This is a genomic window from Streptomyces sp. NPDC089919, from assembly GCF_040684615.1.
GTDB lineage: Bacteria > Actinomycetota > Actinomycetes > Streptomycetales > Streptomycetaceae > Streptomyces.
The window spans coordinates 1-20,371 of the sequence record NZ_JBFBGK010000080.1 but is presented as its reverse complement, the minus strand read 5'-3'; the positions used below and the strand labels follow the sequence as shown (position 1 = coordinate 20,371).

At 72.7% G+C, this 20,371-nt stretch carries 19 protein-coding genes; all 19 read left to right on the top strand.

Features of this window, described 5'->3' with window-relative positions:
* The first annotated feature begins 25 nt into the window (after positions 1-25).
* The 19 genes from AB0O40_RS27045 to AB0O40_RS26955 all read left to right on the top strand — a co-directional run bounded on the left by AB0O40_RS27045 (position 26) and on the right by AB0O40_RS26955 (position 20,202).
* On the top strand, positions 26-388 hold the full coding sequence (locus AB0O40_RS27045) for an STAS domain-containing protein (RefSeq protein WP_365046932.1): 363 nt from the start codon (positions 26-28) through the stop codon (positions 386-388).
* On the top strand, positions 385-2,526 hold the full coding sequence (gene glgX, locus AB0O40_RS27040; protein WP_365046929.1) for a glycogen debranching protein GlgX: 2,142 nt from the start codon (positions 385-387) through the stop codon (positions 2,524-2,526). Before AB0O40_RS27045 ends, glgX begins: the two co-directional genes overlap by 4 nt.
* A 59-nt stretch (positions 2,527-2,585) precedes the next feature.
* Positions 2,586-2,897 (top strand): STAS domain-containing protein, encoded by a 312-nt coding sequence (locus AB0O40_RS27035; protein ID WP_365046926.1) that lies wholly within the window; start codon positions 2,586-2,588, stop codon positions 2,895-2,897.
* Positions 2,890-3,363 carry an anti-sigma regulatory factor gene (locus AB0O40_RS27030; RefSeq protein WP_365046923.1) on the top strand — a complete coding sequence of 158 codons (474 nt, stop codon included), beginning with the start codon at positions 2,890-2,892 and terminating at the stop codon, positions 3,361-3,363. Before AB0O40_RS27035 ends, AB0O40_RS27030 begins: the two co-directional genes overlap by 8 nt.
* A complete protein-coding gene (locus AB0O40_RS27025; protein ID WP_365046920.1) occupies positions 3,345-4,586 on the top strand; it encodes a PP2C family protein-serine/threonine phosphatase in 1,242 nt (413 codons plus the stop codon). Before AB0O40_RS27030 ends, AB0O40_RS27025 begins: the two co-directional genes overlap by 19 nt.
* A complete protein-coding gene (locus AB0O40_RS27020) occupies positions 4,586-5,332 on the top strand; it encodes a MinD/ParA family protein (protein WP_365046917.1) in 747 nt (248 codons plus the stop codon). Before AB0O40_RS27025 ends, AB0O40_RS27020 begins: the two co-directional genes overlap by 1 nt.
* A gap of 70 nt (positions 5,333-5,402) precedes the next feature.
* A complete protein-coding gene (locus AB0O40_RS27015; RefSeq protein WP_365046914.1) occupies positions 5,403-6,140 on the top strand; it encodes a type 1 glutamine amidotransferase domain-containing protein in 738 nt (245 codons plus the stop codon).
* Between the two features lie 65 nt (positions 6,141-6,205).
* A complete protein-coding gene (locus AB0O40_RS27010) occupies positions 6,206-7,690 on the top strand; it encodes an aldehyde dehydrogenase family protein (protein ID WP_365046911.1) in 1,485 nt (494 codons plus the stop codon).
* Positions 7,691-7,757: 67 nt separating this feature from the next.
* Entirely contained in the window at positions 7,758-8,375 is a 618-nt protein-coding gene (locus AB0O40_RS27005) for an NAD(P)-binding domain-containing protein (protein WP_365046908.1), read from the top strand.
* Positions 8,376-8,401: 26 nt separating this feature from the next.
* A complete protein-coding gene (locus tag AB0O40_RS27000; protein ID WP_365046905.1) occupies positions 8,402-8,917 on the top strand; it encodes a (2Fe-2S)-binding protein in 516 nt (171 codons plus the stop codon).
* Between the two features lie 5 nt (positions 8,918-8,922).
* Positions 8,923-11,313 (top strand): xanthine dehydrogenase family protein molybdopterin-binding subunit, encoded by a 2,391-nt coding sequence (locus AB0O40_RS26995; protein WP_365046902.1) that lies wholly within the window; start codon positions 8,923-8,925, stop codon positions 11,311-11,313.
* Positions 11,310-12,131, top strand: a complete 822-nt coding sequence (locus AB0O40_RS26990; protein ID WP_365046900.1) for an FAD binding domain-containing protein — start codon at positions 11,310-11,312, stop codon at positions 12,129-12,131. Before AB0O40_RS26995 ends, AB0O40_RS26990 begins: the two co-directional genes overlap by 4 nt.
* A 129-nt stretch (positions 12,132-12,260) precedes the next feature.
* Entirely contained in the window at positions 12,261-13,526 is a 1,266-nt protein-coding gene (locus tag AB0O40_RS26985) for an MFS transporter (protein WP_365046897.1), read from the top strand.
* Positions 13,523-15,007 carry an ATP-binding protein gene (locus tag AB0O40_RS26980; RefSeq protein ID WP_365046894.1) on the top strand — a complete coding sequence of 495 codons (1,485 nt, stop codon included), beginning with the start codon at positions 13,523-13,525 and terminating at the stop codon, positions 15,005-15,007. Before AB0O40_RS26985 ends, AB0O40_RS26980 begins: the two co-directional genes overlap by 4 nt.
* A gap of 1 nt (position 15,008) precedes the next feature.
* The gene (locus AB0O40_RS26975) at positions 15,009-15,350 is read left to right on the top strand and encodes a nuclear transport factor 2 family protein (protein ID WP_365046891.1); all 342 of its coding nucleotides are present in this window, start codon (positions 15,009-15,011) and stop codon (positions 15,348-15,350) included.
* Between the two features lie 94 nt (positions 15,351-15,444).
* Positions 15,445-16,089: a TMEM175 family protein gene (locus AB0O40_RS26970; RefSeq protein ID WP_365046888.1), complete on the top strand. Its 645-nt coding sequence runs from the start codon at positions 15,445-15,447 to the stop codon at positions 16,087-16,089.
* A gap of 72 nt (positions 16,090-16,161) precedes the next feature.
* Complete coding sequence (locus AB0O40_RS26965) at positions 16,162-17,448, top strand: transposase (protein ID WP_365046886.1); 1,287 nt, start codon at positions 16,162-16,164, stop codon at positions 17,446-17,448.
* Between the two features lie 7 nt (positions 17,449-17,455).
* Positions 17,456-18,619 (top strand): XdhC family protein, encoded by a 1,164-nt coding sequence (locus tag AB0O40_RS26960; protein WP_365046883.1) that lies wholly within the window; start codon positions 17,456-17,458, stop codon positions 18,617-18,619.
* A gap of 140 nt (positions 18,620-18,759) precedes the next feature.
* Complete coding sequence (locus AB0O40_RS26955; RefSeq protein WP_365046880.1) at positions 18,760-20,202, top strand: GuaB1 family IMP dehydrogenase-related protein; 1,443 nt, start codon at positions 18,760-18,762, stop codon at positions 20,200-20,202.
* Positions 20,203-20,371: the final 169 nt, after the last annotated feature.

The following is a 20,371-nucleotide window of genomic DNA, read 5'->3' as shown; positions in this document are numbered from 1 at the left end:
GGGCGCCCCACACCAAGGGGAAATGATGACTCTCACGCTCAAGGAACGCCGGACCAAGGCGGCGACCGTGCTCGCCGCCACCGGTGAGATCAACAGCGAGACCTCCGGGCAGCTGCTCGACAAGCTGCTGCCCCTGGTCCGCGAGGGCCAGACGCTGCGGATCGACCTCAAGTCGGTCACGTACGTCTCCAGCGCGGGCCTGCGCACCCTGCTCGTCGTCTACCGCGAGGCCCAGCACGCCGGGGTCGCGGTCACCCTCAGCGGGGTGAGCGACGAGGTCCGGTTCGTCATGTCGGCCACCGGCTTCCTGGACTTCTTCGAGACCGGGGAGGCCGCCGCGGCCGAGGCCGCCCGCACCCGGCGGCCGGTCGCGAGGGCCGCCCGGTGAGCCCGGAGCCCGTGCTGTCCCGGGCCGACCAGGTCCGCATCGACGCGTACCCGACCCACGAGGTGGGCGGGTACGGCGTCCGGGCCGGCAAGCCCTACCCCTTCGGGGCCTGGGTGGTCCCCGGCGGGGTCAACTTCTCCGTCTACTCCGACCAGGCCACCGCCATGACCCTGGTCCTCTACAAGAGGGCCGAGCCCGAGCCCTTCGCCGAACTGGAGTTCCCGCTGGAGTTCCGCACCGGCAGCGTCTTCGCCATGACGGTCTTCGGCCTCGACCACGAGAACATCGAGTACGGCTACCGGGCCGACGGACCCTACGACCCGGTCACCGGGCACCGCTTCGACCCCCGCCAGGTCCTCTCCGACCCGTACGCCCGGCTGATCGCGGGCCGGGACGTGTGGGGCACCGAGCCCGACCACACCCGCGGCTACCAGTACCGCTCCCGGGTCTGCCTCCAGGACTTCGACTGGGGGGACGACGGACCGCTGCGGATCCCGGCCGAGGACCTGGTGGTCTACGAGACGCACGTGCGCGGCTTCACCCGGCACCCCTCCTCGGGGGTGACCGCCCCGGGCACCTTCGCCGGGCTCCGGGAGAAGATCCCGTACCTCAAGGAGCTCGGGGTCAACGCCGTCGAGCTGCTGCCGGTCTTCGAGTTCGACGAGACCGACAACCCGCGCAGCAACCCGCAGACCGGCGAGAAGCTGTACGACTACTGGGGCTACAACACCGTCGCCTTCTTCGCCCCCAAGGCCGGCTACGCGGCCACCGGGCGGTACGGCATGCAGGGCGACGAACTGCGCACCCTGGTCAAGGACCTGCACGCGGCGGGCATCGAGGTCATCCTCGACGTGGTCTTCAACCACACCGCCGAGGGCAACGAGATGGGACCCACCATCTCCTTCAAGGGCCTCGACAACGCCACGTACTACATGCTCACCCCCGAGGGGTACTACTTCAACTTCAGCGGCACCGGGAACACCGTCAACTGCAACCACCCGGTGGTGCGCAACTACGTCCTGGACTGCCTGCGGCACTGGGTCGCGGACTACCACATCGACGGCTTCCGCTTCGACCTCGCCGCCATCCTCGGCCGGGCCCTGGACGGCACGCCGCTGCCCAACCCGCCGCTGCTGGAATCGCTCGCCTTCGACCCGGTCCTGCGGCACACCAAGCTGATCGCCGAGGCCTGGGACGCCGCCGGGCTCTACGAGGTCGGCAACTTCCCCGCCTACGGCCGCTGGGCCGAGTGGAACGGGAAGTACCGCGACACCGTGCGCCGCTTCGTCAAGGGCGACCCCGGCGTCACCGGCGAACTGGCCACCCGGATCGCCGGCTCCCCGGACCTCTACTCCACCCGCGGGACCGCCGCCTCGGTCAACTTCCTGACCGCGCACGACGGTTTCACCCTCGCCGACCTGGTCGCCTACAACGGCAAGCACAACGAGGCCAACGGCGAGGACAACAACGACGGCGCCAACGACAACAACAGCTGGAACTGCGGCGCCGAGGGCCCCACGGACGACCCGGAGGTCAACGCGTTGCGGCTGCGGCAGATGAAGAACGCCGTCGCCATCCTCCTCACCAGCCAGGGCATCCCGATGTTGCTCGCCGGCGACGAGGTGGGCCGCACCCAGTACGGCAACAACAACACGTACTGCCAGGACAACGAACTCTCCTGGTTCGACTGGGACCAGGTCGAGGAGAACTCCGAACTGCTGCGCTTCGTCCGGCAGATGATCGCCTTCCGCAAGCGCCACCGCGAACTGCGGTCCACCACCCACCCCACCGGGGCCATCCGGGAGGGCCTGGGCCTGCCGGACATCAGCTGGCACGGCGCCCGGGCCTGGCTGCCCGACTGGTCGCCCGAGTCCCGGCTGCTGGCGGTGGCGCGGTGCGGGGCCGGCGACGACGACGTGGTGTACGTGGCGATGAACTCCCACTGGGAGCCGCACGACCTCGAACTGCCGGCCCTGCCCGGGGGCCGCAGCTGGCACCTGTTCGCCGACACCGGGGCCGCGGCGCCGTACGACATCCGCACCCCGGGCGGCGAGAGCGAACTGGAGAACGCCGGCACGTACCTCATCGGTCCGCGCTCGGTGGTGATCCTCGTGGGCCGGGCGCCCGGCGAGGAGTGACCGACCGAACGCCACCACCCCCCGGCCCCGCCGGGGGACCGCAGTCGAAGGAGCCTGACATGCCGCTTTCCGTGTCCCTGACCATCACCGGCGACACCACCGTCATCGAGCTCAACGGCGAGCTGGACGCCAACACCGCGCCGGACTTCCACCAGACGCTCGAGAAGGCCGCGGGCCACGGCACCAGCACCGTCGAGATCCGGATGGCCGGGGTCGGCTACATGGCCAGCGCCGGCCTGCGCTCCCTGGTCTTCGCCCAGCAGAAGGTCGCCCCGGACGTCACCCTCAAGGTGGTCGGTGCGATCGAGCCGGTGGCCCGGACCATCCGGACGGCCGGCCTGCACCACAGCATCGTCCTCTCCGATGAGTGAGGCGGTCCGGCTGACCGACCGGCCCGTCGCCCTGGAGGTGCCGGCCACCCTGGCCGCCCTGTCGGAGATCGCCGGCTTCGTGCTGGGCCTGGCCGACGCGGCCGGGCTCGGCCGGGGCCCCGCCTACCGGCTGCGGCTGGCGGTGGACGAACTCGCCACGAACGTCGTGACCCACGGCTACCGGGGCGGCGACGGGCGGATCACCGTCCGGGGCCGCGCCGGGGCCGGCTGGGTCCGGGTCCTCCTGGAGGACACGGCCCCGGCCTTCGACCCGGTCGCCGGCTGCCTGCCGCCCGCCACGGGGGTGCCCCCCGAGCGGCGGCGGGTCGGCGGCCTGGGCATCCACCTCGCGCTCACCAGCGTCGACGAGTTCAGCTACGTACGGATCGAGGACCGCAACATCAGTGCACTGACGGTCATCGGCGACGACGTGAGAAGGACGCCCGCATGCCCTCCACCTCCGTGATCATCCTGGACGAGTCCCCGCAGCCGCCCCGGGCCCTGCTCGACGCCCTGGCCGGCATGGACGCGGAACTCTCGGTGCGCTCCCTGGCCCAGCTGCTGTCCGGGCCGGTCGCGGCCCTGCCGGCCGCGGACGTGCTGCTCGCGCCGGCCGGGGCGCCGGGGGAGTCGGTGCGCACCGCCGTGCGGCGGCTGCGCCGCCGGGCCGGGGCGCCGATCGCGGTCGTGTGGACCACTGACGACTTCGGGGCGCTGGAGGCCCACGTCAGGCTCGGCCACGAATACCTCGTCCCGCCCTTCCTGCCGGCCCTGGTCGGCGCCCGGCTGCACAGCTGCTCCGAGCGCGCCGAGCTGGGCCGCACCCTCCAGGAGGCGGATGCCCGGGCGGAGTTGATGGGGTACGAGAAGGAGCTGGAGATCGGCCGGGAGATCCAGGCCGGCTTCCTGCCGGAGGCGCTGCCGGTCCCGGACGGCTGGGAGATCGACGTCCGCTTCCGCCCGGCCCGCCAGGTCGCCGGGGACTTCTACGACGTCTTCGAGCTGGTGCACCGCCGAAGACTCGCCCTGGTCGTGGCGGACGTCTGCGACAAGGGCGTCGGTGCGGCCCTCTTCATGGCCCTGATCCGGTCCCTGCTGCGGCACACCGCCGAGAGCAGCGGCCTCCAGCACCTGGTGGCCGACCGCTCCGGCGGCCGTATCCCGGTGGTCGGCGCCACCCCGCTGCTCAACGCGGTCACCGCGACCAACGGCTACCTCACCCGCAACCACCTGCGCCAGGGCTACTTCGCCACCCTCTTCTTCGGGGTGCTGGACCCGCTCACCGGCAGCCTCGTCTACATCAACGGCGGCCACAACCCGCCCCTGCTGCTGGCCGGCGACGGCCGCGACCCGCTCCCGCTGGAGCCGACCGGACCGGCCGTCGGCGTGCTGCCGGACTGCTCCTACGCCCTCGGGTACGCCCAACTTGATCCGGGGGACACCTTGTTCGTCTACACCGACGGAGTGCCCGAGGCGCGCTGTCCGGACGGCCGCTTCCTCGGCGACGAGCGGATGCTCGCCATGCTCTCGGGGGCGGTCGGCGACGGCCGGGCGGTGGTGGACCTGATGGACCGGGCCGTCCGGGACCACACCGGGCGGGCCGAACAGCACGACGACGTCACCATGCTGGCCCTGCACCGGCCACGTGCGGCGCGGGGGCCGCATGCGACCGGGCGGTCGGTGGCGTGATGGCCACCACCATCGTGGTGCACTCGCACCGGGGCGGTACCGGGAAGTCCACCGTCCTGGCCAACCTCGCCCTGCTGATCGCCGCGGCCGGCCGCCGGGTCGCGCTGGTGGACACCGACATCCAGTCACCCACGCTCGACGTGCTCTTCCGGGTCGGGCCCCGGGCCTGGTCGCTGACCGACTACCTGCTCGGCCGGTGCGAGATCGAGGCCGCCGCCCACCCGGTGGGCCCGCCCGGGCTGTACCTCGTACCGGCCCGGACCACCACCTCCTCGCTCCCGGAGATCATGGCCACCGGCTACGACGTGGGCCTGCTGCCCGAGGCCTTCGGCCGGCTGGTGGACCGCTACCGGCTGGACGTCCTGCTGCTGGACACGCACGCCGGGCTGAACAACGAGACCGTCACCGCCATGGCCAGCGCGGACGTGCTGGTGATCATGGCGAGGGCGGACCGGATCGACCTCACGGGCGTGGAGGAGACCATCGAGCTGGCCGGCCGGCTCACCTGCCGGCGCACGCTCGTGATGAGCATGGCGCCGGAGGGCGTCGACCGGGACCTGGTGCGGGAACGGGTCGAGCACGTCTACGGAACCCCGTTGGCCGGAATTCTCCCCTACGTACCGGAAATGGCGGCCCTGTGCGGCGAACGCATATTCGCGGAAGCCCGCCCGGACCACCCTTTGGTCGATGAATTCCGGCGCATCATCTCGGTACTCGACGCACGTGACGAAGTATCACGGGCCTGACCGCACACCCCTCGCGCCGACCGAACCTGGCGTGTTGAATCGGCACCACTCCAGAAAGAGGAGAACAGTCATGAAGATTCTCGTCGTCATGACGGCCAAAGCGACGCTCCACCTGCTGGACGGGGAACTCCACCCCTCCGGATTCTGGGCCGAGGAATTCGTCGTGCCCTATCAGCTCTTCCGCGCCGCGGGCCACTCCGTCGACGTGGCGACGATCGGGGGCCGGGCCCCCACGGTCGACCAGACCAGCATCGACCCGCAGTTCCTCCAGTGGGTGCGCCCCGAGGGCTCGCCGGACGAGGACGCGGCCAACGCCGCCGAGTACGTCCGCGTCATCGGGAGCACCCCCGCCCTCGCGCACCCGATCGCCCTGGAGGCCCTTGGCGAGAAGGACGTCGCCGACTACGACGGGATCTACGTCAGCGGCGGCCACGGCGCCATCGGCGACCTGCCCAAGTCCGACGAGCTCGCCCAGATCCTGCGCTGGGCCATCGCCCAGGACAAGAAGATCGCCACGGTCTGCCACGGCCACACCTCCCTGCTCGCGCTCCGCGACGGCGAGGGCCGCTGGCCCTTCGAGGGCTACCGGATGACCGCCTTCTCGCACAGCGAGGAGCTGGTCACCAACATGGCGGGCCGGCTGCCGCTGATCCTCGAGGTCGAACTCACCCGGCTCGGCGCGCGGTACGAGAAGGCCGAAGCCATCTGGGACTCCCACGTGGTGGTGGACCGCAACCTGACCACCGGGCAGAACCCGTACTCCTCCAAGGCCCTCGCCGAGACGTTCCTGGCGCAGCTCGGCGCCTAGGCCACCGCGCCACGGCGCACGGCCCAGGGGGCATCCGCACCCCCCACCGACACCGGAAGGCAGCCATGACCAAGCGCGCGCTCAGCGACCAGCCCCTGGCCAACCCGGGCAAGCTGTTCATCGGAGGCGAATGGCGTGCGGCCGAAGACGGCCGCACCGAGCCGGACCTCAGCCCCATCGACGGACGGGAGATCGTACCGGTGGCTCAGGCCACCGCCGCGGACGCCGACGCCGCCGTGGCCGCGGCCCGCACCGCCTACGAGGAAGGTCCCTGGAGCAGACTCTCCGCCCAGGAGCGCGCGCTGCGGCTGAACCGGGTCGGTGAGCTCATCGAGCGCGACCTCGAGGAGATCGCCCTGCTGGAGACCGTCGACATGGGCAAGCCCTTCGCCTTCTCCAGCACGGTCGACGCGCCCATGGCCGCCCAGCTGATGCACTACTACGCCGGCGCGGTCACCCGGGTCGACGGCGCCTCCCGCGCCCCGGCCGGCGGCCAGCTCACGTACACGCTGCGCGAACCGCTGGGCGTGGTCTGCGCGATCACCCCGTTCAACTTCCCGCTCCTGCTGTCCATGACGAAGATCGCCCCGGCCCTCGCGGCGGGCAACACGGTGGTGCACAAGCCCTCCCCGGCCACCCCGCTGACCGCCCTGAAGATCGCGGAGCTGTTCCAGGAGGCCGAGATCCCGGACGGGGTGCTCAACGTCGTCACCGGCCCCGGGGTCGAGCTCGGCGAGACCCTGACCGGCCACCCCGGGATCGACAAGATCGCCTTCACCGGCTCCACGGCCGTCGGCCAGAACATCATCCGCAAGTCCGCCGGCACCCTGAAGAAGGTCACGATGGAACTGGGCGGCAAGTCCGCCAACATCGTCTTCGCCGACGCGGACCTCGACCTCGCCGAGGAACTCGCCTTCTTCGGCATCTACTACAACAAGGGCGAGATCTGCACCGCCGGCTCCCGGCTGCTGCTCCAGCGCCCGATCCACGACGAGCTGGTCGAACGCCTGGTCACCCGGGCCGCGGCGCTGCGCCCCGGGGACCCCCGGGACCCGGCCACCCTCTTCGGACCGCTCGCCCACCGCGCGCAGTTCGACAAGGTCAGCTCCTACATCGAGGTCGGCCAGAAGGAGGGCGCCACGCTGCGCACCGGCGGCACCGGCTGGACCCCGGAAGGCGCCTCCTCGGAGGGCCTGTACTTCCTGCCCACGATCTTCACCGGGGTCGACAACTCCATGCGCATCGCGCAGGAGGAGATCTTCGGCCCGGTGCTCGGCATCATCCCCTTCGACACCGAGGAGGACGCCGTGCGGATCGCCAACGACAGCGCCTACGGACTGGCCGCCGGGGTGCACACCACCGACCTCAAGCGGGCGCACCGCGTCGCCTCGCAGATCAAGGCCGGCACGGTCTGGGTCAACTGCTACAACCAGTACGACCCTTCCGTGCCCTACGGCGGCTACAAGGCCTCCGGCTTCGGCCGCGAGTGCGGCCCCGAATCGCTCGAAAGCTACACCCAGACCAAATCCGTCTGGATCGGCATGAGTTGAGCCGGGCCACGGCTCCTGCGCAGGGCGCGGAGCGCGGCCCGCGACGACCCGGAAGGCGTATCCCCTGATGAACACAGGCATCATCGGCACCGGACGGATCGGTACCGTCCTCGCCCGCATCCTCGTGGCCGCCGGCCACCCCGTGCTCCTCGCCCGCGCCGCCGGTCCGGCCGCGCTCGCCCCGCTCCTGGCCGAACTGGGCCCCGGGGCCCGCGCGGGCACGCCGGCCGAGGTGGCCGAGGAGGCCGGTCTGCTGGTGCTGATGGTGCCGTTCGACAGCGCCGAAGGGCTGCTGCCCGCCGCGGCCGTCCGGGACAAGGTCCTCGTCGACGCCATGAACGCCTTCGCCGGCCGCGGCGCCCCCCGGTCCCTGGGCGGGCGCGCCTCCAGCGAGATCGTCGCCGACTGGTACCCCGGCGCCCGGCTGGTGAAATCCCTCAACACCATGCACTTCGAAACCCTCGCCACGGCGGGCACGGACACCGGAACGCGACCGGCGCATTACGTCGCGGGAGACGACGCCGAGGCGAAGAAGACCGTCGCCGGAATCATCCGGGACCTCGGATTCCCGGTACTCGACACCGGATCCCTGCACACCGGCGGCATTCTCCAGCAACCCGGTGGTCCGTTGTTCAACCGGGCGCTCACGGAACAGCAGGCGCTCACCGCAATCGGCGCGCGGTGAACAGAGCACAGCGAAGGGGCGTGGTCATGAATGTCGAACTGAACGTCAACGGGGTGCCGGAGCGGTTTCCGGCCGAACCCGCCGAACTCCTCGTGGAGCGGCTGCGCGACCGGCTCGGCCTCACCGGCACCAAGGTCGGCTGCGACACCGGCCAGTGCGGCAGCTGCGTGGTCCGGCTCGACGGCAGGTCCGTCAAGAGCTGCCTGCTGCTGACCGTCCAGGCCGACGGCAGCCGCGTCACCACCATCGAGGGCGTCGCGGCCGGCCAGGACCTGACCGGCCTCCAGGAGGCGCTGCGCCAGGAGCACGGCACCCAGTGCGGCTTCTGCACCCCGGGCATGGTCATGTCCCTCGGCGAACTCCTCGACGACAGCAGCCAGGGCCCCGCCCCCACCGAGCCCGAGATCCGCGAATGGCTCACCGGCAACCTGTGCCGCTGCACCGGCTACCACAGCGTCGTGCGCGGGGTGCAGCGTGCCTGCGCCGCCGCCGCGGAACCGGCGGCCGCCGCCTCCAGACCGGCCGCGACGACGGAGGGATGACGGACATGACCGTGGTGGGGGACCACACCGGCCCGCTGGGCGCGCCGCTCGACAGCCGCGAGGACCCGCAGCTGCTGCGCGGGCAGGCCCGGTACGTCGCCGACATCGAACTGCCCCGCATGGCGCACATGGCCATCCTCGGCAGCGACCGGGCGCACGCCCGCATCCTGGCCATCGACACCAAGGCCGCCGCCCAGATGCCGGGCGTCCTGAAGGTCGCCACGGCCGCGGACTTCCCGGACGTCATGCCGCTGCCCTGCATCTGGATACCCGGCGGGGTGGAGAGCCACTTCCCGCCGCACCCGTACGGCCTGCCCGGCGCCCGCCCGGTCCTGACCGGCGACACCGTCCGGCACGTCGGCGACGCCATCGCCCTGGTCGTGGCCGAGACGCCCAAACAGGCGCATGCGGCGCTGCGGGCCATCGCCGTGGAGTACGAACCGCTGCCGGTGGTCACCCGCGCCGACCACGCCCTGGCCGAAGGGGCCCCGCAGCTGCACGAGGCCGTACCCGGCAACCTCAACGCCCACTGGACCTGCGGCGACCAGGAGCGCACCGACCGCGCCCTCGCCGAGGCCGAGGTCACCGTCGAGCTCGACCTGGTCAACCAGCGCACCATCAACAGCCCCATCGAGCCGCGCGGCGCCGTCGGCGAGTACGACGCGGCCACCGGCGAGTACACCCTGCACGCCTCCACGCAGGGCCCGCACAACCACCGCTTCCTGCTCTCCGCGCTGGTCCTGGGCATCCCCTTCAACAAACTCCGGGTGATCGCCCCCACCGTCGGCGGCAGCTTCGGCACCAAGGGGTACCTCTACCCCGACATGGCGCTGGTCCTGCTGCTGGCCAAGGCCCTGGGCCGGCCGGTGAAGTGGGTGGACACCCGCACCGGACTGATGAACTCCACCGTCCAGGGCCGCGACCACCGCCAGCACGTCACCCTCGGCGGCACCCGCGACGGCCGGATCACCGCCGTGCGCTGCACCAGCTACGCCAACCTCGGTGCCTACCCCTCCACCATCGGGCCCGGGGTGGCCACCGCCCTGATGGGCCGCTCCATCACCGGCATGTACGCCGTGGACGCCGCCTTCTGCGAGGTCTACGCCGCCTTCACCAACACCGTCCCGCTCGGCGCCCAGCGCGGCAGCGGCCGGGCCGAGGCGGCCTTCCTCATGGAGCGGCTGGTCGACCGGTACGCCGCCGAGATCGGGCAGGACCCCGCCGAGGTCCGGCGCCGGAACCTGGTCCCCGCGGAGAAGTTCCCGTACGACAACGGCCTCGGCTGGACCTACGACTCCGGCAGCTACCGGGAGAACTTCGACAAGGCCCTGGAACTGGCCGGCTACGGCGACATGGCCGCCCGCAAGGCCGGCGCCCGGGCCCGCGGCAAGCGGCTCGGCGTGGGCATCGCCACGTACGTCGCCATCTGCGGGGTCGGCCCCTCCACCCGGATGTCCCAGGAGGGCATGCTCGGCGGGACCTGGGAGAGTTCCAACATCCGGGTCCACCCCACCGGCGAGGTCACCGTGACCGTCGGCTCGGCCTCCACCGGCCAGAGCCACGGCACCGTCTTCGCCCAGGTCGCGGCCGACGTCCTCGGCATCACCCCGGAGCAGGTCCAGGTCTACGAGGGCGACACCCTCAAGGCCCCCTACGGCCAGGGCACCTACGGCAGCCGCTCCTACAGCATGGCCGGACCCTCCGTGGCCATCACGGCCGGCAAGGTCAAGGAGAAGATGCGGCTGGCCGGCGCCGCCCTGATGAAGCTGCCCGAGGAGCAGGTCGCCTACGAGGGCGGCCGGGTCTTCGAGCGGGCGAACCCGGAGAACGGCAAGGCCTTCGCCGACCTCGCGATGGCGCTCTGGTACGGCTGGAACCTGCCCCCGGAGATCGAACCGGCCATCGACGAGACCACCCACTTCGACCCGCCGGACTTCAACTACCCCTTCGGCACGCACGTGGCCGTGGTCGAGGTGGACGAACTGACCGGCGAGACCGAGGTGGTGGCCTACACGGCGGTCGACGACGCCGGCAACATCGGCAATCCGAAGGTCGTCGAGGGACAGATCGAGGGCAGCATCCTGCACGGCCTCGGCCAGGCCCTCATGGAAGCCGCCGTCTACGACGACGAGGGCCGGCTGGTCAGCTCCGACCTGCGCAGCTACGCCCTGCCGCGGGCCTTCGACGCACCCTTCTTCGCCCTGGACAAGACGACCACGCCCACCCCGCACAACCCGCTCGGCGCCAAGGGGGCCGGCGAGATCGCCACCGTCCCGCCGGCCGCCGCCGTGGTGAACGCGGTCGTCGACGCCCTGTCCGACCTCGGCGTCCAGCACATCGACATGCCGCTGACGCCGGAGAAGGTCTGGCGCCGCCTCCAGGGGGAAGCCCAGTGATCCTCACCGACTTCGACTACGTCCGGCCCGCCGACCTCGCCGAGGCGCTGGAGCTGCTGGCCGGCACCCCCGGCGCGCGGGTGCTGGCCGGCGGCCAGAGCCTGATCGCCGACCTGCGCACCGGGGAGACCACCGCCCCGCTGCTGGTCGACGTCCGCCGGCTGGCCGAACTGCGCGGCGTGCGCCGCACCGAGGGCGGCCACCTGCGGATCGGCTCGGCCACCACCCTCGCCGAACTCGCCTCCGACCGGCGGGTGCTGGACGAGGCCCCGGCACTGGCCGCGGCGGCCCGGGCCAACGGCGACCCGCAGGTGCGCAACCTCGGCACCGTCGGCGGCAACCTGTCCGCCGGCGGCCGGGCCACCGACCTGCCGGCCGCGGCCATCGCCACCGACGCGCGGGTGCTCGTCGCCGGGCCGGGCGGGCGCCGCTCGGTGCCGGCCGAGGAGTTCGCCGCCCAGGGCGTGCCGGCCGGCTCGGTGGTCACCGCACTGACCGTGCCGCCCGCCCGGGCCGGCGCCTTCGAGAAGACCGCCGACCGGGCCACCCGCTACCCCGTCTGCGCGGCCGCGGTCCGGGTCGGTCCCGCGGGGCTCCGGATCGCGGTCACGGGGGCGACGGTGCGGCCGGTGCGGCTGCGGGGGGTGGAGGACCGGCTGCGCGACGGGTCCTTCAGCACCGAGGCGGTGCTGGCCGCCTTCCGCGCGGAGCCGCGGACGCTCTTCGTACCCGGCCGCGGCAACTCCGCCGAGTACCTGGGCCACCTGGCGGGCGTCCTGACCGCCCGCGCCCTCGCCAGGGCAGTGGCCCTGGAGTGACCCGGCGCGGAGCGTCGGTACGGGGTCCGGGGCGTGCCCCGGGAAACGGTGAAAGGGGCGGGGAGGGGCCGGCTCCGCGCAGCGGTACCGGCCACCGGCCGGACGTGGGAAACGAGACGGGGAGGGGCCATGCTCAGCGACACGTCCGACCGCCGGCCCGGCGGGCTGCGAAGGGCGCCACAGGGGGGCGCGCGCAGGCCGGGCGCCGGCTTCTGGCTGGTCGGGACGGTCCTCGTCCTCCTCATGCTCTCCTCCGCCGTCCCCTCCGCCCTCTACGTCCTCTACCAGCAGCAGTGGCAGCTCTCCTCCGGCACCGTGACCGTCGTCTTCGCCCTCTACGCCGTCACCGTGCTGCTCGGACTGCTGGTGTTCGGCTCCCTCTCCGACACCCTCGGCAGACGGCCGGTGCTCACCGCCGGCCTGGTCCTCGCCATCGTCTCCATGCTGCTCTTCGCCGGGGCCCGGGGCCTGGCCTGGCTGCTCGCCGCCCGGGCCGTCCAAGGGCTCGCCGTGGGCCTGGCCACCGGCGCCATGGGCGCCGCCCTGCTGGAGCTGGCGCCCCGTACCAGACCCGCGCTCGGCGCCCAGGTGAACAGCGCGGGACCGACCGTCGGCATCGGCCTCGGCGGTCTCGGGGCCGGGGCCCTGGTGCAGTACGCCCCCGCCCCGACCGTGCTCAGCTACCTGCTGCTGGTGGGGGCCTTCGCCGGCTGCCTGGTGGGCGTGGCCCGGATGCGGGAGAGCGCCCCGGGGGCCGGCGGCCGGCTGCGGGTGGCACCGCACCGGATCCGGGTGCCCGCCGAGGTCCGGGGCCGGTTCGCGGTGCTCGTCCTCACCGTCGTCGCCGTCTGGTCGGTCGGCGGCTTCTACCTCTCGCTCGGCCCCCACCTGGCCCTCTCGCTCCTCAAGAGCACCGACTACCTCGTCGGCGGGGCCACCGTCGCCCTGCTGGCCGGGGCCGCCACCGGGGCGCAGCTACTGCTCGGCCGGGTCGCCCCGCTGCGCACGGCGGTCGTCGGACTGCTCCTGCTGCTCGCCGGGCTCGCCCTGGTGCTGCTCTCCCTCGGGCTCTCCTCGGCGGCGCTCTTCCTCGTCGCCACCGCCGTCCTCGGCAGCGGCTGGGGGGCCGCCTTCCTCGGCTCCTTCCGGGCCCTGAGCGCCCTGGCCGACCCGGCCAGGCGCGGCGAACTCACCGCCGCCGTCTACGTCTTCGCCTACCTGGCCATGAGCGTCCCGGCGGTGCTGGCCGGGCTGCTCACCAACATCCACGGCCTGCACCGCACCTCGGTCGGCTTCATGGCCGGCGTCGCCGTCGTCTGCGCGGCGGCCCTGCTGGCCACCGTACGGCTGGGCGCCCGCGGCGGGCCCGCCCCGGCGCAAGGAGGGACCCCGTGACCGCCGAACCGCTCACCCCCGGCCGGCTGCGCACCGCGCTGCACGCCCTGGAACTCTTCGCCGGGCTCACCGAGGACCAGCTCGACTGGCTGGTCTCGGTCTCCCGGCCGCGGACCCTGGCCGAGGGCGAGGTGCTGTTCCGGGACGGGGACCCGGCGACCGAGTTCCACGTCCTGCTCAGCGGCGGCCTGGTGGTCACCAAGGTCGTCGACGGCCGGGAGGAGGTGCTGACCCGGCACTCCACCGAGGAGGAGGGCGCCGAGGACCACGACGGCAAGCCGGCCGCCGCGCACCGCTTCACCGGCGAGCTGCCGCTGCTCACCGAGGGCGGGTACGTGGCCACCGCGGCCGGCTCCGGACCGGCCACCGTGGTCGTCGGCTACCCGCGGCCGGTCTTCTTCGAGATGCTGACCCGCTGCCACGGCGTGGCGGCCGTGCTGCTGCCCGTGCTGGCCTGGCGGATAAAGTCCTCCGAGGTGCAGGCCCGCAAACGGGCCACCGTCGAGGCCCTGGGCACCCTGGCGGCCGGACTGGCCCACGAGCTGAACAACCCGGCCGCCGCGGTGGCCCGGGCCGCCCAGGAGCTGGCCCCCGCCCTGGACCGGCTCACCGCGACCGGCCACGACTGGGGCGCCGAGGCCGGCGGTGCCGAACGCGGGGTGCTGGACCGGCTCACCGACGAGCTGGCCAAGCTCCCGCCGCCCGCCACCAGCGACCCGATCGCCCAGGCCGACGCCGAGGAGGAGCTGGCCGACTGGGCCGAGGAGACCGGCGCCGAACGCCCCGGCCTGCTCGCCGCGGGCGTCGCCGACCTCGGACTCGAGCTGGGCTGGCTGCTGGAGCGCCTGGAAGGGGTCGGCGAGTCGGCCCTGCCGGCCGCCCTGGACCACCTGGCGGCCGTCCTGGAGACCCGGGCGCTGACCGCCGAGCTGCGCGCGGCCGGCCCCCGGATCTCCCAGCTGGTCGCCGCGACCCGGGACTACGCCAACCTGGACCGGGCACCCGAACAGCGCTTCCCGGTGACCGACGGCCTGGAGAACACCCTCGTGGTGCTGCGCGCCAAGCTCGCCGGCATCACGGTGGTCCGCGCCTACGACCCGGACCTGCCCGAACTGACCGGCTACCCCGGCGAGTTGAACCAGGTGTGGACCAACCTGGTGGACAACGCGGCGGAGGCCATGGAAGGGGCCGGCACGCTCACCCTGCGGGCCCGCGCCGAGGGCGGGTGCATGGTCGTCGAGGTCCACGACACCGGCCGCGGCATCCCCGAGGCGTCCCTGCCGCGGATCTTCGAGCCCTTCTACACGACCAAGGACGTCGGCAAGGGCACCGGCCTCGGCCTGCACCTCAGCTACCGGATCGTCACCCAGCGGCACCGGGGCTCGCTCACCGCCCGCTCGGTACCCGGCGACACCCGGATGACCGTACGACTGCCCATCGCACCGAGTACCCCCACCGACCAGGTGGAGAGAGGGAGTTGACATGCCCGAGTACGAGATCGACAAGCTGCACCCGGTGTTCGTCCGGCAGATGGACGCGCTGGCCGCCCTGGACATCGACGCGGTGATGAAGAACTACACCGACGACGCGGTCCTGCTCCGCTTCGAGGGGGTCTCGGTCGGCATCGACGCCGTACGCGAGACGTTCACCGGCTATCTCACCCTCAAGCCCACGCTGGTCGAACTCCAGGAGTACATCGAGACCGAGGACACCATCTTCTACCGGGCGATCATGAACCTGAACGGCGCTCCTGAGCACGCGTTCGGGACACTGGTCGTCCGCGATGGCCGGATCTGGCGGCAGACCGCGGGCTTCGGCGGCTGACCGGCGACATCTGGGTAGCGTGTGCGGGGAGGGTGCGGGAAGCGCCCCCTCCGCACGCTCTGCGGTCCCGTACGGATCATTCAAGGGGTGGTACATGGAGCAGGAGACCAACCGCGTCGAGGCCTTCAGTGACGGGGTGTTCGCCATCGTCATCACCATCCTCGTCCTCGAGATCAAGGTTCCCGAGACCCACGGCGAGGACCTGTGGCCGGCACTCGGTGCCCAGTGGCCGCACTACGCCGCGTACATCGTGAGCTTCATGGTGATCGGCGTCATGTGGGTGAACCACCACACGATCTTCAGCCACCTCAAGTGCGTGGACCGGCCACTGCTCTTCCTCAACCTCCTGCTGCTGATGGTCGTCTCGGTCATCCCCTGGACCACCTCGGTCCTGGCCGAACACCTCCGCGACGGCGAATCGGCCAATGCCGCGGCGGTCCTGTACAGCTCCTGGACCGTCGTCTACGCCCTCGTGTTCCTCGGTTTCTGGTGGTACGTCACCCGGGTCGGACACCTTTTCCACGAATCGGTGGACAAAGGGGGTGCCCGGGCGACCCGGGTCCGCTTCGGTCTGGGGGCCGTCGCATATCCCTTCACCGTCATTCTGTCGTTCTTCTCCGCTCCCGCCACACTGGTCGCACACGGACTCATCGCGGTCTACTACGCGGCGAACCAGATCCCCGTCCCGCTCGTGGTGGAAGAGAAGCGGCTCGAAAGCGCCAGCGACCTCAGGAAGTAGTCGCGGGCGCCTACAGGCCCGCTATTCGGTCAAGTAGGGTATTGGATCTAGATGTGGGCGGGGGAGGCGCAGATGGCTCGCGGAGTCCTGCCGGAGGAATCCTCGAAGGAAGTCTCCGAACTGATCGACGAAATGATTTGTCTGTTCTTCGAGTCATTACCCCGGCGGGACCAGCGCAACTGGGCCCGCGTCTATCTCAACGGCCTCGTTTCCACCCAGGGCAAGAAAACAATTCGCAATATCGCCGGGGCGGGCGCCAGCTCGGTGGAACAGAGCCTCCAGCAGTTCATCAGCAAATCCCCCTGGGACTGGACCCCGGTCCGCCGGGCGCTGGCCCAGCACCTCGAACGCACCGCGCAGCGGCCGCTGGCCTGGGTGGTGCGCCCGATGGTCATCGAGAAGGCCGGCGACCGCTCCGTCGGCGTCGGCCGGCAGTTCGTCCCCCAGCTCGGCCGCACCGCCAACTGCCAACAGGCCAGCGGCATCTGGCTCACCTCCAGCGAGGCGGGCTTCCCGGTCGAATGGACCCTCACCCTCCCGGGCCCCTGGACCAACGAACTCCTGCGCCGGCGGCGCGCCGGCATCCCGGACACCGCCCGCTCCCTCACCCCCGCCCAGGACGCCGTGCACGCCGTCCAGCGGATGGCCGCCACCTGGCAGCTCCAGCGCCGTCCCGTGGTGATGGACCTCAGCAACGCCGAACTCCCGCGCAGCATCGAGGCCCTGACGGTCCAGGAGATCCCCTACGTCCTCAAGGTCGACGGCTCGCTGCCGGTGGCCTTCGGGGGCGCCGGCCGGCAGCGCCCGGGGCCGCACGTCGCCCCGGCCCGCGAGCTCATCGACTCCCTGCGCTCCCAGCGCCGGGTCGTCGAGTGGACCCGGCACGGCCGCACCGAGGGCGCGGTGACCCTGCTGACCTCGGCCCCCGTGCTCGGCCCGCACTGCGAGGACCGGCCCGCCCCGGCCGGCCCACCGCTGCTGCTGATGGGCGCCTGGACCGAGGCGGCCCTGCTGCCCACCGAGTTCTGGCTCACCAACATCGGCGACCGCCCGCTGGCCCAGATCTTCCTCCTGGCCAAGCTCATCGACCGGGTCCAACTGGACTTCGCCGAGGTCTGCGAGCAGGCCGGCATCCGCGACTTCGAAGGCCGGTCCTTCCGCGGCTGGCACCACCACGCCACCCTCGCCAGCGTCGCCCACGCCGCGATGCTGCTCGCCGCCCGGCCGCTGCCGGCCGGACCGCTGCGCGCCACCACCCATGAGCGCGGCCTGTACGGACCGCCCCGGACGCCCCCCGTCCACCCGGCCCGGCGCCCCCTCATCCCCGGGCAGACCGCCCGGCACGAGTACATCCGCTGAGGCCCCGGTGCTGGACATCGCTTCAGAGCTACGCGCGTGGTGTGTGGCCCCGCGGGAGTTCGCGCTGGCCACCGTGGTCGCCGTCAGCGGCAGCGCGCCGCGCGGCCCGGGCGCCTCACTGGCCGTCGACGACCGGGGCACCGCCCTGGGCAGCGTCTCCGGCGGCTGCGTGGAGAGCGCCGTGCACGAGCTGTGCCTGGAGGCCATCGCCTCCGGGCGGCCGGGGGTGCACCGCTTCGGCTACAGCGACGACGACGCCTTCGCCATCGGGCTGACCTGCGGGGGAGTGCTGGACGTGCTGGTCACCCCGGTCCGGCGCACCGACCCGGTGCGGCCGGTGCTGGGCGCCGTCCTGGACACCGCCCTGCGCGGCGGCCGGGCGGCCCTGGCCCGGGTGGTCACCGGCCCGCCCGGCCAGCTGGGCCGGGCCCTGGCCGTCCGGCCCGACGGGACGTACGAGGGCTGCCTGGGCGGCGGCCCCGTACTGGACCGGGCCGCCGCGGGCCGGGCCCACGCCCTGCTGCTGGCCGGCCGTACCGGCACCGCCGAGCTGGGCACCGCGGGCGGGCTGTGCGGGGAACCGCTCACCCTCCTGGTGGAGTCCGCCGCGGAACCCGCCCGGCTGCTGGTCTTCGGCGCCATCGACTTCGCCGCCGCGCTGGCCCGGGCCGGCGCCTTCCTCGGCTACCGGGTCACGGTCTGCGACGCCCGGCCGGTGTTCGCCACGCCCGAGCGCTTCCCGGACGCCCACGAGGTGGTCGTGGACTGGCCGCACCGCTACCTGGCCGCCGAGGCCGCCGCGGGCCGCCTCGACACCCGGACGGCCCTGTGCGTGCTGACCCACGACGCCAAGTTCGACCTGCCGCTGCTGGAGCTCGCCCTGCGGCTGCCGGTCGGGTACGTGGGGGCCATGGGCTCGCGGCGCACCCACGCCCAGCGGCTGGACCGGCTGCGGGCGGCGGGCCTGCCGCGGGAGGCGCTGGCCCGGCTGCGCTCGCCGCTGGGCCTGGACCTCGGTGCCACCACCGCGGAGGAGACCGCGCTGTCGATCGCCTCCGAGATCGTCGCCGTCCGGCACGGCGCCGCCGGGGGCCCGCTCACCGGGGCCCGGGGCCCCCTGCACCGCCGTCCCGCCCTCCTCGGAGTCGCGTCCGGGACCAAGGTCCCGTAGGAAAGGACCACCGGGCCCGGTATGTCTCGGACGATCGTCCCGGGCGTGGCAATGGTCCGGACATGGGAGAATGAAGTACGTGCGTTTTCCTCGGCTGTCGCCCTGTCCGAGGCACCTCCGAACGACTGGGATGTCTGCACGTGCGTTTCCTCAATGACCTCAAGCCGCCGTACGACCTGACGTACGACGACGTTTTCATGGTGCCGAGCCGCTCCGCGGTCGGCAGCCGTCAGGGCGTCGACCTCTCCTCACCGGACGGCACCGGCACCACCATCCCCCTGGTGGTCGCCAACATGACCGCGATCGCGGGCCGGCGGATGGCCGAGACGGTCGCCCGGCGCGGCGGCATCGTGGTCATCCCGCAGGACATCCCGATCGAGGTCGTCACCGACGTCATCTCCTGGGTGAAGACCCGCCACCTCGTGCTCGACACCCCGATCACGCTGGCGCCCACCCAGACCGTCGCCGACGCCCTCTCGCTGCTGCCCAAGCGCGCGCACGGCGCCGGTGTGGTCGTCGACGCGGACAACCGCCCGGTCGGCGTCGTCACCGAGCACGACCTGTCCGGCGTGGACCGCTTCACCCAGCTCTCCGAGGTCATGTCGAAGGAGCTGCTGCTCATCGACGCCGACATCGACCCCCGCGAGGCCTTCAACAAGCTCGACGCCGGCCACCGCAAGCTGGCGCCGGCCGTGGACGCGGACGGCAGGCTGGTCGGCATCCTGACCCGCAAGGGCGCCCTGCGCGCCACCCTGTACAGCCCGGCCGTCGACGCCGAGGGCCGGCTGCGGATCGCCGCCGCCGTGGGCATCAACGGCGACTTCGCCGGCAAGGCCAAGCAGCTGCTCGACGCGGGCGTGGACACCATCGTCATCGACACGGCCCACGGCCACCAGGAGTCGATGATCAACGCGATCAAGGCCGTCCGGGCGCTCGACCCGAAGGTCCCGATCGTGGCCGGCAACATCGTCGCCGCCGAGGGCGTGCGCGACCTCATCGAGGCCGGCGCGGACATCATCAAGGTCGGTGTGGGCCCCGGCGCCATGTGCACCACCCGCATGATGACCGGCGTGGGCCGCCCGCAGTTCTCCGCGGTGCTCGAGTGCGCCGCCGAGGCGAAGAAGTACGGCAAGAACGTCTGGGCCGACGGCGGAGTGCGGCACCCGCGCGACGTGGCGATGGCGCTGGCGGCCGGTGCCTCCAACGTCATGATCGGTTCCTGGTTCGCCGGTACGTACGAGTCCCCGGGCGACCTGCAGCAGGCCGCGGACGGCCGGCTGTACAAGGAGTCCTTCGGCATGGCCTCGGCCCGCGCGGTGCGCAACCGCACGTCGGACGAGTCCGCCTACGACCGTGCGCGCAAGGCGCTGTTCGAGGAGGGCATCTCCACCTCGCGGATGTTCCTCGACCCGGCGCGTCCGGGCGTCGAGGACCTGATCGACTCGATCATCGCGGGCGTGCGGTCCTCCTGCACGTACGCCGGTGCGGGCTCCCTCGCGGAGTTCGAGGAGAAGGCGGTCGTCGGCATTCAGTCCGCCGCCGGCTACGCCGAGGGCAAGCCCCTCCACGCCTCCTGGAGCTAACCCCCTCCGGAGCCCTCCCGGCTCCCCCCGCCGCGCCGGCGCCGCCCCGGCGCGCCCGGGCCCCCCCGCCCGCGGCCCCCCCCCCGTTCGGCGGCGGGGACGCCCGGGGGCGGGTGGGGCGGCCCGCCCCCCCCGACGGTCACGGGCGCGCCGACGGCCCGCCCCAGGC

Bases quoted from the DNA above. Each gene is read 5' to 3' on its own strand.
- AB0O40_RS27045 (WP_365046932.1), top strand. From the start codon at position 26: ATGACTCTCACGCTCAAGGAACGCCGGACCAAGGCGGCGACCGTGCTC.
- AB0O40_RS27035 (WP_365046926.1), top strand. From the start codon at position 2,586: ATGCCGCTTTCCGTGTCCCTGACCATCACCGGCGACACCACCGTCATC.
- AB0O40_RS27030 (WP_365046923.1), top strand. From the start codon at position 2,890: ATGAGTGAGGCGGTCCGGCTGACCGACCGGCCCGTCGCCCTGGAGGTG.
- AB0O40_RS27025 (WP_365046920.1), top strand. From the start codon at position 3,345: ATGCCCTCCACCTCCGTGATCATCCTGGACGAGTCCCCGCAGCCGCCC.
- AB0O40_RS27020 (WP_365046917.1), top strand. From the start codon at position 4,586: ATGGCCACCACCATCGTGGTGCACTCGCACCGGGGCGGTACCGGGAAG.
- AB0O40_RS27015 (WP_365046914.1), top strand. From the start codon at position 5,403: ATGAAGATTCTCGTCGTCATGACGGCCAAAGCGACGCTCCACCTGCTG.
- AB0O40_RS27010 (WP_365046911.1), top strand. From the start codon at position 6,206: ATGACCAAGCGCGCGCTCAGCGACCAGCCCCTGGCCAACCCGGGCAAG.
- AB0O40_RS27005 (WP_365046908.1), top strand. From the start codon at position 7,758: ATGAACACAGGCATCATCGGCACCGGACGGATCGGTACCGTCCTCGCC.
- AB0O40_RS27000 (WP_365046905.1), top strand. From the start codon at position 8,402: ATGAATGTCGAACTGAACGTCAACGGGGTGCCGGAGCGGTTTCCGGCC.
- AB0O40_RS26995 (WP_365046902.1), top strand. From the start codon at position 8,923: ATGACCGTGGTGGGGGACCACACCGGCCCGCTGGGCGCGCCGCTCGAC.
- AB0O40_RS26985 (WP_365046897.1), top strand. From the start codon at position 12,261: ATGCTCAGCGACACGTCCGACCGCCGGCCCGGCGGGCTGCGAAGGGCG.
- AB0O40_RS26975 (WP_365046891.1), top strand. From the start codon at position 15,009: ATGCCCGAGTACGAGATCGACAAGCTGCACCCGGTGTTCGTCCGGCAG.
- AB0O40_RS26970 (WP_365046888.1), top strand. From the start codon at position 15,445: ATGGAGCAGGAGACCAACCGCGTCGAGGCCTTCAGTGACGGGGTGTTC.
- AB0O40_RS26965 (WP_365046886.1), top strand. From the start codon at position 16,162: ATGGCTCGCGGAGTCCTGCCGGAGGAATCCTCGAAGGAAGTCTCCGAA.